The 14,048-nt window shown below is 68.9% G+C and carries 7 protein-coding genes; all 7 read left to right on the top strand.

Going from position 1 to position 14,048, the window contains the following annotated elements:
* Window positions 1-1,739: TolC family protein (locus tag VFW66_02225; protein HEX5385497.1), on the top strand; the 1,739-nt coding region annotated here is incomplete at its 5' end.
* A complete protein-coding gene (locus VFW66_02220; protein HEX5385496.1) occupies window positions 1,736-2,878 on the top strand; it encodes an efflux RND transporter periplasmic adaptor subunit in 1,143 nt (380 codons plus the stop codon). The genes VFW66_02225 and VFW66_02220, both read left to right, overlap by 4 nt.
* On the top strand, window positions 2,878-6,066 hold the full coding sequence (locus tag VFW66_02215; GenBank protein HEX5385495.1) for an efflux RND transporter permease subunit: 3,189 nt from the start codon (window positions 2,878-2,880) through the stop codon (window positions 6,064-6,066). Before VFW66_02220 ends, VFW66_02215 begins: the two co-directional genes overlap by 1 nt.
* A 46-nt stretch (window positions 6,067-6,112) precedes the next feature.
* Window positions 6,113-7,273, top strand: a complete 1,161-nt coding sequence (locus tag VFW66_02210; protein ID HEX5385494.1) for a citrate/2-methylcitrate synthase — start codon at window positions 6,113-6,115, stop codon at window positions 7,271-7,273.
* Window positions 7,274-7,361: 88 nt separating this feature from the next.
* Window positions 7,362-8,855, top strand: coding sequence for a leucyl aminopeptidase (locus VFW66_02205; protein HEX5385493.1), 1,494 nt, complete (start codon window positions 7,362-7,364; stop codon window positions 8,853-8,855).
* Window positions 8,856-8,879: 24 nt separating this feature from the next.
* On the top strand, window positions 8,880-10,772 hold the full coding sequence (locus tag VFW66_02200) for a TonB-dependent receptor (GenBank protein ID HEX5385492.1): 1,893 nt from the start codon (window positions 8,880-8,882) through the stop codon (window positions 10,770-10,772).
* Between the two features lie 2,091 nt (window positions 10,773-12,863).
* Entirely contained in the window at window positions 12,864-13,061 is a 198-nt protein-coding gene (locus VFW66_02195; GenBank protein HEX5385491.1) for a hypothetical protein, read from the top strand.
* The last annotated feature ends 987 nt before the right edge of the window (window positions 13,062-14,048 follow it).

The following is a 14,048-nucleotide window of genomic DNA, read 5'->3' as shown; positions in this document are numbered from 1 at the left end:
TCCTGGGCGCGGGGCGCGGTGGCACCTTGGCCGGCATCATGGGGTTTCGGAAGCTTGCGTGCGCGCTCGCGCTCGCCGCGGGTGTGGGCCCGATGGCCGCGCGCGCGGCGGCGCAGACGCCCGCGCAGAATCACGCCGGCGATACCACGGTCGCCGCGGGGGACACGGCCACCGGTGCGCGGCAACTCTCGCTCGACGAAGCGCTTCGCCTGGCCGGCGCGTCGAGCGAGGACATCGGCATTGCGCGCGCCGAGGCTGAGCGCGCCGAGGGGGCCCGGCAGTCGGCGCGCAGCCTCTACTTTCCGCAGCTCGCGGCCAGCGTCAACTACACCCGCACGCTGCGCAGTCAATTCCGCTCGCTCGAGGGTGCGGATACGACGACGAGTACACCGGGGCCGCCGGCGCCGGTGAGCTGCCCGGTGTTCACGCCGAACCCGTCGCTGCCGGTGACGGCGCGGCTCGATTCACTGGAGCAGGCCGTGGTCTGCGCCTCGAGCGTGAATCCGTTTGCCGGGTTCCAGAACCTGCCGTTCGGAAGGCCGAACCAGTACAGTGTCGGGCTCGCATTCTCTCAGCAGGTCTTCAACCTCCGCACGATCGGGCAATCGGAGGCGGCGAGCGCGCAACTGCGCGGCGCACGGATCGGCGTCGCCTCGACCGAAGCGCAGCTCATGCTCGATGTGACCCAGGCATACTACGACGCGGTGCTGAGCGATCGGCTGGTGCAGATCGCCGAGGCGACGTTGGAGCAGGCCGACACGACGCTCTCGCAGGCGCAGCTCGCAAAGCAGGTCGGCAATCAGTCGGAGTTCGAGCTGCTGCAGGCGCGCGTGACCCGCGACAACCAGCGGCCGGTCGTGATCCAGCGGCACGCGGACCGGGAGCTTGCCTATCTCCGGCTCAAGCAGTTGCTCAACGTCCCGCTCGAGCAAACGGTCGCGCTCACGACGACACTTGGCGATTCCGCGGCCACGAGCGGGCTCCCGGCGCAGGTCGCATCGTTCACGGCCGCCGCCCCGAATGCCGACACGAGCGCCGAGGCCCGCGCGCCGGTGCGGCAGGCGGACGAAGCGGTCGCGGCGCAACGCGGGCTGCTCAAGGCTTCGACGGGGCAGCGCTGGCCCGCGATTTCGCTCACGTCGAACTTTTCGGAGATCGCCTATCCGGCGTCGGGCATCCCGAGTACCGGCGACTTCCTCACCGACTGGTCGGTTGCCGTGTCGCTCTCGGTGCCGATCTTCGTCGGCGGCCGCATCGGTGGCGATGTCCACTCGGCGCGCGCCGGTCTCGCGTCCGCCGAGCAGCGGCTGCATCAAACCCGCCAGCTTGCGCGGCTCGACTCCCGCACCGCCGAGACGCAGCTCGCCGCGGCGCTCGCGGCGTGGGAGGCGAGCGAAGGCACGGGCGAGCAGGCGAGTCGCGCGTATCAGATCGCCGAAATCCGCTATCGGGAGGGAATCTCGACGCAAACCGAGCTGTCCGACTCCCGCATCCAGCTGCAGCAGGCGGAGGCCAACCGGGCACGCGCGGCGCGCGACCTCAAGGTGGCGCGGACTCGCGTGGCGCTCTTGCCCTACCTGCCGCTCGCGAACGTGCCGAGCACGGCGGCGGGCGCGGCCGCCCAGGCGACCCAATCGGCCCAACCGCTCGAGATCGGTCCCGCACCCGCACCGACGCCCAACCCGTCCGCGCCGGCTGGAACCCGCCCGGCGATCCAGGCAGGAGTCGCATCGCCATGAGATGCTGGTCGAGACGCACGTCCCCCGCCTTCACCGCTGCGCTCGCGATCGGCACGGCGCTCGGCCTCTCCGGGTGCAGCGGCGCGCGGGCCGGGAGCGCGGAAGCGGCTGCGCCGCCGGTCACCGTGATCGGGCCCGAGAACATCGTCGTGCTCGACTCGACCGAGATCAGCACCGGGCCCGCCGTGTCGGGCACGCTGGAGCCGGTGCAGCAGGCGCAGGTGCGGGCGGAGATCGCGGGCACGGTGCTGGAGACGAACTACGAGGAAGGGCAGCGGGTCACCAAGGGCGCGCTGCTCGCGCGAATCGACCAGCGCGGGGTGCAGGACGCGTATCTCTCCGCCAGGGCGCAACTCCGAAGCGCCGAGCAGACGCTCGCCGACGCGCGCAGGAACGCGGAACGGAGCGCCACACTCGAGAAGGCGGGTGCCATCGCGGAGCGCGATCTCGAAGCGGCGCAGTCGGCCGAAGCGAATGCCGAGGCTGCCGTGGCGGATGCGCGGGCGCGGCTCGCCACCGCCGAGAGGACGCTCGCGTACACCCAGGTGCGGGCGCCGATCAGCGGCGTCGTGAGCGCCCGGCAGGCGAGCGCCGGTGACGTGCTCCAGGCGGGTGACCCGATCTACACCATCGTGGACCCGAGCAGCCTTCAGCTTGAGGGCACCGTGCCGGCCGAGCAGCTCCGGGAGCTCACCCGCGGCGCGCCGGTCGAGTTCACCATCACCGGTTATCCGGGCCAGACATTCCGCGGGCGGATCGACCGCATCAATCCCGCGGCCGATCCTGCGACGCGCCAGGTTCGGGTGTACATCACGATCCCCAACACCGACCGCCGTCTCGTGGCGGGGCTCTTCGCGGAGGGGCGGGTCGGCACCGAGGTGCGGCGCGGGTTGCTGGCGCCGGCTGCGGCCGTGGACCAGCAGGGGATTGCGCCGACGGTGCTCCGCCTGCAGCAGGGACGGGCCGAGCAGGTGCAGGTGCAGCTCGGTCCGCGCGATCCGGCCACGGACAAGCTCGAGCTGCGCGGCGGCGTCGCGGCGGGCGACACAGTCATTCTCGAGACGGCCGGCGTGACCCCGGGCTCTGAGGTCCGGGTGCAGCGGCTGGAGACCGCGGACGCCAAGGCGGACAGCCGCTGATGTTCATCTCCGATTTCGCGATCAGGCGCCCGATCGTCACCATCACCTCGATGCTGGCGCTGGTGGCGTTCGGGATTGCCGCGTTGCTCAACCTGCAGACCGACGAGTTTCCCGACATCCAGCAGCCGGTGGTCGGGGTGACGATTCCGTATCCGGGGGCTTCGCCCGAGACGGTCGAGCGCGAAGTAATCGACCCGATCGAGGAGTCGTTCTCCTCGATCAGCGGCATCGACTGGGAGAAGACGCAGGCGAGCGCCACGGACGGGCTCGCCCAGTTCATCGTCTTCTTCGACTACGAGAAGGACATCCAGCAGGCCACCCAGGACATCCGCGACGCCATCTCGACCAAGCGGGCGGACCTGCCGACGGAAATGAAGGAGCCGATCCTCACCCGGTTCGATCCATCGCAGGCGCCCGTGCTCTCGCTCGCGCTCACTTCGGCGACGGTGCCGGTGCCGGCGCTCACCACGCTGGCCGATCCGACCATCACGCGCGAATTGCAGAGCGTCACCGGCGTGGCGCAGGTCAACGTGGTGGGCGGAGTGGCGCGGGAGATGACGGTGCAGCTCCGGCCGTCGGACTTGCAGGCATCTCGCGTGGGCGTGGCGGAGGTGGTGCAGGCGATCGAGCAGCAGAACCTCGCGGCACCGGTGGGCCGGCTCAACACCGAGCTGCAGGAGCGGGCCATCCGGCTCAAGGGCAGGCTGGATGATGCGCAGGACTTCGCCGCGCTCGTCGTCGCTGACCGAGGCGGCCAGATCATCCGCCTCGGGCAGGTGGCCGATGTCTTTGCCGGCACGGAGGAGCAGCGCACCGCGGCGCTCTTCAACGGCACGGCGGCAGTGGGGATCGAGGTGCTCAAGTCAAAGGGGTACAGCACGACGCAGGTCACGAGTCAACTGCACCAGCGCATCGACGACTTGCAGCAGCGGCTCCCCGCCGGCGTGCGGCTCGAAGTGGTGCAGGACGCGGGTGTGCGGGTGAGCCGTGCGGTGAGGAACGTGCAGGAGGCGCTCATCGAAGGCGCCCTGCTCACGGTGCTGGTGGTGTTCCTCTTCCTCAACTCCTGGCGCTCGACGGTGATCACCGGTCTCGCGCTCCCGGTGAGCGTGCTCGCTTCATTCGTCGCTGTGTGGGCCTTCGGCTTCACGCTCAATACGATGTCGTTACTTGGGCTGACACTCGCGATCGGCATCCTGATCGACGACGCCATCGTGGTGCGGGAGAACATCGTCCGCCACATCGAGATGGGGAAGGACCACGTCACCGCGTCGCACGAGGGCACCGATGAGATCGGGCTCGCGGTAGCGGCCACGACGTTCTCGATCGTCGCGGTGTTCGTGCCGGTGGCGTTCATGTATGGCGTGGCGGGGCAGTGGTTCAAGCCGTTCGCGCTCACCATCGCGTGCTCGGTGCTGGTGTCGCTCTTCGTCTCGTTCTCGCTCGACCCCATGCTTTCCGCCTACTGGCCCGACCCGGAGGTCGAGGGCCACCAGCGGCGGAACCCGATCGCGCGCGTCCTGGACCGGTTCAACCGCTGGTTCGACCGGATGGCGGACCGCTACCGGGGCGTGATCGCGTGGGCGCTCGACCACCGGCTCGCGATGGTGGCCATTGCGGTCGGCACGTTCCTGCTGGCGATCGCGATGGTGGTGACCGGCGTCGTCGGTGCCGGCTTCGTACCGGTGAGCGATCGGAGCGAGGTGAACATGATCGTCGAGGCGACGCCCGGCGCCAACCTCGAGTTCACCCGCGAGAAGGCGGAGCAGGTGGCGGCGATCGCGCGCCGGCATCCCGAGGTGCTCTACACCTACACGACGGTGGGCACATCGGTGCCGGGCAAGTCGCCGTCGGTGGACCAGGCGCTGGTGTACGTGCGGCTCAAGCCGAAATCGGAGCGCGACGTGAGCCAGGAGCAGTTGGGCGTCACATTCCGGCGGGAGACCGCGCGGGTGGGCGGGGCCCGCGTGTCAGTCTTCACCAGCGGCTTCGGCGGCGCGTACAAGCAGATCCAGGTGCAGCTCACCGGCCCCGATGCGCGGGTGCTGGCGCAGTTGGCGGACCGGGCGCGTGCACTGGTTGAAAAAGTACCGGGCGCCGTCGACGTCGGTCTCTCGACCCGGGGACAGAAGCCTGAGCTGGAGGTCGAGCTCAAGCGCGGCCTCTCGGGGTCGCTCGGCGTCACCGTGAGCCAGGTGGCGCAGGCGCTCCGGCCGGCCTTCGCGGGAATCGATGCGGGCGACTGGGTGGATCCGACCGGCGAAACGCGCGACGTGACCGTGCGGTTTGCGCCCAACGCGCGCGAGCACACCGGTGACCTCGCCCAGCTACCGATCCTGGTGAATCCGGCGGCCGGCGCGCCGAACGCGGCACCCATCCTGGTGCCGCTCGACCAGCTCGCCACCATCCAGCAGGGCGTGGGGCCAGCCCAGATTGACCACCTCGACCGACAGAAGGTGATCATCATCCAGGCCAACGTGCAGGGCAGGGCGCTCACCGACGTGACGACGTCCATCAACCAGCGCTTGCAGCAGCTCCACCTGCCGCCGGGATACGCGATCTCGCAGGGCGGAGAGGCGCGTGACCAGGCCGAGGTGTTCACCCGGATTTTCACCGCGCTCGGCGTCGCGATCCTGCTCATGTACCTGATCCTGGTGGTGCAGTTCGGCTCGTTCCTCGACCCCGTGGCGATCCTCATCTCGCTCCCGCTCTCGCTCATCGGCGTGGTGCTGGCGCTCTGGGCCACGGCGACCACGCTCAACATCATGAGCCTGATCGGCGTGATCCTGCTCATGGGCATCGTGGCCAAGAACGCGATCCTGCTGATCGACTTCGCCAAGTGGGCGCGTGAGCGCGGGCTCGGCATACGCGAGGCGCTGATCGAGGCGGGCCGGATCCGGCTCCGGCCGATCATCATGACGACGCTCGCGCTCATCGCCGGGATGGTGCCGGTGGCGATCGGCCACGGCGAGGGGGCCGACTTCCGCGCGCCGCTGGGTCGCGCGGTGATCGGCGGCGTGATCACGTCCACGCTGCTGACGCTGCTGGTGATCCCGACGTTCTACGAGATCCTCGACGGACTCCGCGAGTGGCTCATCAAGCTGGCGCGGCGGGTTTTCGGGCGCGCGGACAAGGCGCGCGCCCAGCCGCATCCGGCCGAGGCGCCGACGGGCGGCGGAGTGGATTGACTCGGTTGCCGGCCGGTCCGCGCCCCGTGTACCTTCCCGTCCCGCGATGTCCACGATGCTTACCACCGGCCGTGAAGCCACTTCCGAGACCGCGCCACAGCTCGACGGCGTCGTCGCGGCCCGCTCGTCGATCTGCCTCCTCTCGGCCGACGACAACCGGCTTGCCTACCGCGGCTACGACGCGAGTACCCTCGCCGCCGAGTCGACGTACGAGGAAACCGCGTTCCTGCTCCTCGCCGGGCATCTGCCGGATCGGGCGGAGCTAACGGCCTTCACCCGCGCGGTGAAGGCGGCGCAGCGGCTGCCGCGCCCGGTGGCGCGGCTCGTCGCCGGCGCCCCGGCCACCGCGGACCCGATGGCGGTGCTGCGCACGGCGGTGAGCGCGCTCGGGCTCGAGCCGGCCGGGGGCGCGTCCGACATCACCGGCGTTCCCGCGGCCGCCATCGCCCTGGTCGCGCAGCTCCCGACGCTCGTGGCGGCGCTCGGCCGCGGCCGCCGGGGCGAGCGTTCGGTAGCCCCGCGCCGGGGCTTGAGCCTCGCGGCCAACTTCCTCTACATGCTCCACGGCACCGAGCCGCACCCCGAACTGGCCGGATCATTTGACGCTGCGTTGATACTTCGGGCCGATAATGAGCTCAACCCGAGCACCTTTGCGGCCCGGGTTGCCGCCGCCACCAAGGCTGATCTTCACGGGTGCATGACCGCCGCGCTCGCTGCACTAGCGGGACCGCTACACGGCGGCCATGCACTCGCGGTGTATCGACTCCTCGAGGAGATCGGCACGCCGGACCGGGCCGACGCGGTCGTGACGGCGCGGGTGCAGGCGCTCGCGGGCAAGAAGTTTCCAGGCTTCGGGCACCCGGTGTACCGGGGCGAAGATCCGCGCACCGGTGCCATGCGGGTCGCGGCGGAGCGCGCCTGCGCCGCCACCGGCCAGCAGCGGTGGTTCGAGCTGGCGCAGGCGGCCGACGAGCGCGCCCGGGCCGCCACCGGCCGCGCGCCCAATGTCGACTTCTACCTCGCGCCGCTCTATCGCGCCGCGGGGGTGCCGCCCGAGCTGTTCACCCCGGTTTTCGCGATCGCCCGCATCTCCGGCTGGTTGGCGCACGTGCTGGAGCAGTATGCGGAGGAAGGACTGCTGCGTCCGCGCGCTGCGTACGTCGGCCCGGTGCGCGCGGAGTATCGTTCGTTGCGCCGGCGGCGCTGAGGGGCGCGGGTGGCCCGCGCGCCACGATCGCGCCGCGCCACCGGATGCACCAGCGCCCCATCACCTCAACGCCGGAACACGAATTCCCATGTCCTTCGAAACCTCCGTTGCCGCCACTGCCCCCGCTGCCGTGCAGACACCGCTGCTCGGTATCGCCGTGCCGCAGGGTACCGCACTCCCCGCCTCGCTCGCCGCCACGGACCAGGCGGCGGGCGGCTTGCTCTCCCGGCTTTACGCTTCCGGGGATTTCACGGGCAAGCGGGACGAAACCGCGGTCGTGTACCCCTCCGGCCCTCAGGGCCGCATAGTGCTCGTGGGGCTCGGCAACGTCGAGAGCGGCACCCGCCCCGACGTGCGCCGCGCGGCGGCCGCGGTGGCCAAGCGGGCGCGTGCCCTCGGCGCGCCGTCGGGTGCCTTCTATCTGGCGCCGGAAGGCCGTGGGGCGCTGAGCTGGCGCGATGTCGGCCAGTTCGCCGCAGAAGGACTCGCGATGGGCGCCTGGATCTACACCGACCTCAAGCGCCCGCCGGAGGAGAAGAAGCCCGAGCTCGAGCGCTTCACCATTCTGGCACCCGCTGAGCAGGGCGAGGTCGAAGCGGGCCACCGCGTCGGCGCGGCGATCGGTGCGGGGCAGACGTTCACCCGCGGTCTTCAGGTGCTCCCGGGCAACGTGTGCACGCCGAGCTTTCTCGGTGACAAGGCTAAGGAGCTGGCGCAGCGCTACGGCTTCGATGTCACCGTGCTCGACAAGGCCGCGATCCAGCGCGAGAAAATGGGCGCGCTGCTCGCGGTGGCGCAGGGCGGTGGCGAGGACCCGCGCTTCATCGCGCTCGAGTACAAGGGCTCCGATGCCGCGCCGATCGTGCTCATCGGCAAGGGTGTCACGTTCGACACCGGTGGCATCTCGATCAAGCCGGCCGAACGGATGGAAGACATGAAGTTCGATATGTCGGGCGCGGCCGCCGTGCTCGGCACCTTCGAGGTGCTCGGCCGGCTCCGGCCCAAGGTGCACGTGGTGGGGCTGGTGCCATCCACCGAGAACATGCCCTCGGGCTCCGCCGTGAAACCGGGCGACGTGATCACGAGCCACCTCGGCAAGACGATCGAGATGATCAACACCGATGCCGAGGGCCGGCTCATTCTTTCGGACGCGCTCTCGTACGCGCGGCGCTACGAGCCGAGCGCCGTGATCGACATCGCGACGCTCACCGGTGCCATCGTCGTGGCGCTTGGCCACACCGCCGCCGGGCTCATGGGCACCGACGACGCGCTGATCGAAGAGGTGCGCGCCGCGGGCGAGCGCGCTGGCGAGCGGGTCTGGCCGATGCCGCTCTGGGACGAGTACCGCGACCTCATGAAGTCCGACATCGCCGACGTGAAGAACGCGGGCGGCCGGCCCGCCGGCAGCATCTCGGCCGGGTGGTTCCTGCGCGAGTTCGTCGACGGATTTCCCTGGGCGCACCTCGACATCGCGGGCACCGCGTATTCGGACCGGGAGGACGCGAGCCGGGTGAAGGGGCCGACGGGAATGGGGGTGCGGCTCTTCAGCGAATTCGTGCTGTCGCGCCAGGGCGGGGCGTGAACGGCACGGCATAGGCGGCGGCCGGTGCGCCGCAACTGCCGGCTGGCGCTCGCCGCCGCGTCGCTCGCCTGCGCGTTCGGAGGAGCGGCGGTGCGGCCGCCGACGGTCGCCGCCCAGGTCGTGGACACCACCCGCCCTCAGCGACCGCCCGACTCGCTCATCACGCCGCTCGGCGACACGCTCCGCCCCGCACCCACCGCCGAGGACAGCGCGCGCCGAGCCGCGGCCGACTCGAGCCCCCTGAAGCGGTATCTCGCGCTGCAAGAGCGGACCAAGGTCAAGGTGCTCGCCCCCGCGCGGCTCGGGCCCGAGGGGCCGGCGCCGGCCCGGAGCCGCATCGTGTTCACCCGCGACTCGCTCGACTGGAGCGGCGCCGCGACCGTGGGCGACCTGCTCGCGCGCGTGCCCGGCCTCTATCTCTGGCGCGGCGGATGGCTCGGACAGCCGGAGCTTCCCAACTTCCAGGGCCGCGGGGCCACCTCGGTCGAGTATTACTTCGACGGCCTGCCGTACGTGCCGGCGGGAGTCGACAGCGTCGGCGTCGATCCGTCGATCCTCTCGCTCGGCATCTTCGACCGCGTCGAGATCGAGCGCTGGCCCGGATTTCTGCGCGTGTGGCTCTACACGCCCAACTACGATCGGCTCGCGCCGCGCTCGCGCGTCGGCTTTGCGCGGGGGAGCCGAGACTTCGCGCGTTATCGCGGGTCGCTGGAGAAGCGCACCCGGAGCGGACCCGGTTTCGCGCTCGAAGGCGAGAACGTAACGGTGCCCACCGTGGCGGGCGTCCGGAGCAAGTACGCCAACACGCTGCTCTTTGCGCAGGGCAGCTATCTCCCTTCACCGCACTGGGGCGTGTTGTACCAGGTGCTTCGCTCGCGGCCCGATCGCGATCCCACGATCGACGCCGCGGGCGACACGCTGAGCCGAGGCATCACCCGCGGCAACCGCACCGACGTCCAGCTTCGCGGCATGTGGCGCCACGACACGACCGGGCTCGGCGCGCGCGCGGACCTGCTGCTGGGCCGCATCACGGCGGGGGACAGTCTCACGCCGTCGCAACGCGTCCATCAGGTGGGGCTCGTGGGATCGTATCGATGGCCCACGGCATCGCTCGGCGCGTCGGCGTTCTATCGCACGCGGTGGACGTCGCTCGACCTGCGCGCCAACGGCGGGTGGCAGCCGAGGGCCGGCTTCACGCTCGCCGGCGAAGCGGGATATCAGCGGCACGACGGCGGCCGCTCGTCCGACTGGCTCGGCGCGCGGGCCGGAATCGAGCTGCCGTACGGTTTTCATGCGAGCGGCTCCGCGCGGGTGGGGTCGATCGTCGCGGCGCCCGCGCTGCTCAGCGACGCGGCGCAGGCGGTGCGCGACTGGCAGGGAAGCGTCGGCTGGGAGCGGAGCTGGGGCGCGGTGGAGGCGACCTACTCGCGCACGTCGGCGTGGCTTCCTCTCGCGTATCAGCAGTTTCCGGTCGTGCCCGCCATCGCGCCGTCGAGTGCGACGGAGTGGATCACGCTCGGCGGCCGGCTCACACCGCTCTCGTGGATCACGGTGGAGGGCTGGTACAGCAACCCGCGCGGCGCCGTGCCCGAGGGCGTGCCGCCGCGGCACGTGTACGGCGCGGGTACGATCCGCACCCACCTCTCGCGGATTTTTCCGAGCCGGATACTCGACATCAAGCTCCGGCTCGGCGTGGAGCACTGGGACAACGGGGTGATCGGAAACGACGCCTTCGGCAATCCGATGCTGCTGCCGCGCGCGACGTACCTGCGGAGCCTGGTGGAAATCGCGTTCGGCTCGCTCCAGTTCTACTGGGACCGGAGCAATCTCACGCTCGAAGCGGCGCCGTATGTGCCGGGGCTGCCGATTGTCGGGCGGCCTAGTGAGATCGGGATTCGGTGGACGTTCGCGAATTAACGCTCGGGCGAAGGTCTGATCATGGGCTCGCGACGCCCCTGTCTGGCGCAGGCAAAGGCTTTGCGAACCCTTGCTTCTGAGAACGCCACGCATGCGCCAGCACTCCGGCAGCGGTGGAACCGTCACTTTTGGCGCTAGCATCGCGCTCTGCCCGGCGGACTAGGTTCGGAGTCGTTTGCGCGACCAGCGTGAACTCGTAGGTGAGATTGTCCTGGGACACAACTGGGTGCAGTGGCTGCGGTTAGGCGGCGCTTGCCGAGCGGCACATGCGGCGATTCGCCTCAGCGTTGACGGTCGGTTGATGGTCCGGTGGCAATTTGTCTTCACCGCGGCTTGGCTCACACTAGGCTTGGGCAAGTGGCGCGGCGTGCTTCAACTGGCGCTGGTTGCGGACCCGATCATGGATGGACAAACTCGAGCCCGCAGCCGAAGCGGGAGGACGTCAGCCCGCGCTGCCCTGCAGCAAGACCCGCTCGAACGCTCCACGGTCCAACGCGGCCCGGTAGCTAAACCACAATCCTTTCGGGGACACCATGTCCAGAGCCGTCCGAGATCCCAAGCGCGTTCGGAACGCTGCCGTGATTGCAGCCTGTGCGGCACTTTATGCATGTGGCGCTGGCGACCGATCAATCGAGCCGTCTCCGCCTCCGCCGCAGGTCGCCGGGAGCGTGATTGGTACAGCTGCTGCAGCGCTAGGTGCCGATGGCTTATTCAAGCTTAATGGCGCGCCTGTCGGTGCGAATGAACTTTCCAGCACCCGTGCTTCGAGTATCGCGGAAGTTTGGGGTAGGCGGTACGGACCGATGCTCCGGTCAACGCTCGAACGAGAGCACGGTGAGCCCATCCGGTTCGATGAGTTGCATTCATGCGGCCGCCCATTGTATGCGGAGAGCCCATTCGAAGCAATGAAAGGGGTGCCTGAAGCGCTCAACCGGCACCTCGGTCCTCAGTGGCTGATTGGGCTCTGCGAGCTGGACGGCCGACTCGCTGTGAGTCTCGCAGTGTCCGCGCTCGCAACGGCCGTGAAAGTGGTGAACGGCGATTTGGATATGGCGGGGTCAGATGGAAATGAATTCTTTGCAATGGGCGTCCCGGGTGGCTGGGATAGCCCCGTTGGGATTTCGCCTGAGCGTGCCGTTGAGCGTGCGGCCAAGAGTCGGCGCATGATCACTGCAGTCCCGCGGCTCCTCGCTGCGAGTCCGTCCGAGGGGTACCCGCAGGGCGCGCGGTGGGAGGTTGTGCTGGATGGCGAGGCCGAGATCGTTCGCAATACTGACGGGCGCCGGCTCTCTCGAGATCGCCTCTACATCGGTATCGGCGCGGGGTCACCGCGCGGGAGCGCGACCAGCATTGCCGAGGCGCCAAGCAGTGTTCCTGCCGATAGCCAGCCGGAAGGCACCCCGGTTTGGTATTTGAAGTACCCGGAGTCTGCCTCAGGATCGGAGCTTCCCCTGCCAACCGCAGTCGCAGCGGTGGCCCATCGACGGAGTGAGATGCCAATTCGATTCGACCGAGTAACGCTCGCGGAGGGAGACTAACATGCGTCGCGTACCGACTTGCGCGCTTGCTTGCGTGTTTCTCGGTGTCACATGCCCTTATTTGGACTCGACGACGAAGTGTGTCGTCGTCGCAAACGACAACGTATTCGGGCAGGTGATCAGCAGCGCCGAGGTCACGTCGCCGGATCGGTGCCCGTTCTACATCAGTTCCGGTCGCACGGCCACCCAGCGATTCGAAGGGGTCCTCGACGGTATGGCGCCCAATATCACGACATCTAGCCCGGTGACCGTCGGAGTGTATATCGGCAATACCTCGCTGCGAGCGAGAACCCCGCTATACTACAATTTCGTAGGCTCGCCACTCAGGAGTCAGCCCTCAATTGATTACGTAGCGGGGCAGGGCAGCAATATTTACTCAACGACGGGCAAGGACGTTGCGACATTAGATATAGGACTTGCGTACGGTGGCGTTACGCGAGGAAGCTCGGATCTTACGTTTGACTACCGCGCCAGAGTTAGCGTTACCACGGTGAGCAATGTGCCCCCAGGGTCGGTTCCAATCTCGAGCGCTGTTGCGAATGTCAAATTGCCCGTGACCTACCAGTGGTACCAAAACAATGTTCTGCTCCCGTATACTGGTGCGAGCTTCACGAAAACGCTGCTCGACGGTTCGTACGTGTTCAAGGTGATTGCGAGAGACGTCGAAGGCGATACCGGATCGGTGAGCAAGACCATCAGCGTGTCGGACGACCCGGGGGGTTCGAACTGCGGCTCCGTCTGCCCGAAGTAGGGCATGCTGCTGCTTTTCAACCCCGAGCTGAAACGCACACTTTACCGACCGGATCGCACACTGGTCCTCTCTCCTTTGAGGAGTCAGGGCCAGAGTTCGGCCGAGAGTCGGCTGATGGAATCAGTCGCCTTCGAGGTCACTGCGAGCTCGTCGGAGTACGCCCGCCCAAGCGGGTATGGGGCCGGACCTCGTTGCCCTTGGCGCTAGCGCGCGATCTGCGGATGGGCATCCGCACGGGTATCGAGGCAGTGGGTGCTCAGGCACTCGTCGCGAAAGCGGCTGCAGGCGCTTTCGACCGAGGCGCCTTCCAGCGCGTTGCCCGGCCGAACGGAGACCACCTCCATCCCCCGGCGATCAGCGCAAATATTCAGCGGCCGGGTGAAGAATTCGGACCTTTGATCGACCACGGGGGTCCGGAGCAGCCCGCGCCCCTCGGCTCGCTACTCAAGCATGGCGACCACTTGGGCGCTCAGGAGTGCGCTCTCGAACGCGGTCACCAGAAATACCGGGCTATACTCGTCCATCCAGTGAGGCAGCGGAAGAGGCGGCCGTCGCGGCAAACGTCGTGGGTGAAAGCCATCCCCTCGCGCCCATTGGGCCGTAGGGCGCGACCAAAGGGCCCCCATCACTCGCGGGTGGTTGTGGCCTCAGGAGGCCGCACCAAGCGGCGCTCCTCGCGGTAGGCCTGTTACAGCCTCTCGAGATTCCCCACTCACTCGCACCGCAATACGAGCCCGCCGGGACATAGCCGCAATCGGGCGCTCGGCCAACCCGCGGAGCCGTTCCACCCGGCCGATCGCGGTTCGGTGATAGCGACTGGAAGTGACAGCGCGTGAGGGGGAGAGGTCCACCAGCCGGCAGGCACTTGGGCGCTCACGCCGAAGTGGCCCAGCGATGGGGTGACGCGCCGTCGCGGTTGACGGCCACGCCCCAGGAGTGGTCGTCGCCATCGTCGAGCACCTTGAGAGCCTCTTGGTCTCGCTCGTG

This window comes from Gemmatimonadales bacterium (genome assembly GCA_036279355.1).
Lineage (GTDB): Bacteria > Gemmatimonadota > Gemmatimonadetes > Gemmatimonadales > GWC2-71-9 > DASQPE01.
The sequence above is the reverse complement of the archived record's forward strand: the minus strand, read 5'-3'. Positions and strand labels throughout refer to the sequence as shown.

Excerpts from the sequence above, each read along its gene's own strand:
- VFW66_02220 (HEX5385496.1), top strand. The coding sequence starts at position 1,736 with ATGAGATGCTGGTCGAGACGCACGTCCCCCGCCTTCACCGCTGCGCTC.
- VFW66_02215 (HEX5385495.1), top strand. The coding sequence starts at position 2,878 with ATGTTCATCTCCGATTTCGCGATCAGGCGCCCGATCGTCACCATCACC.
- VFW66_02210 (HEX5385494.1), top strand. The coding sequence starts at position 6,113 with ATGTCCACGATGCTTACCACCGGCCGTGAAGCCACTTCCGAGACCGCG.
- VFW66_02205 (HEX5385493.1), top strand. The coding sequence starts at position 7,362 with ATGTCCTTCGAAACCTCCGTTGCCGCCACTGCCCCCGCTGCCGTGCAG.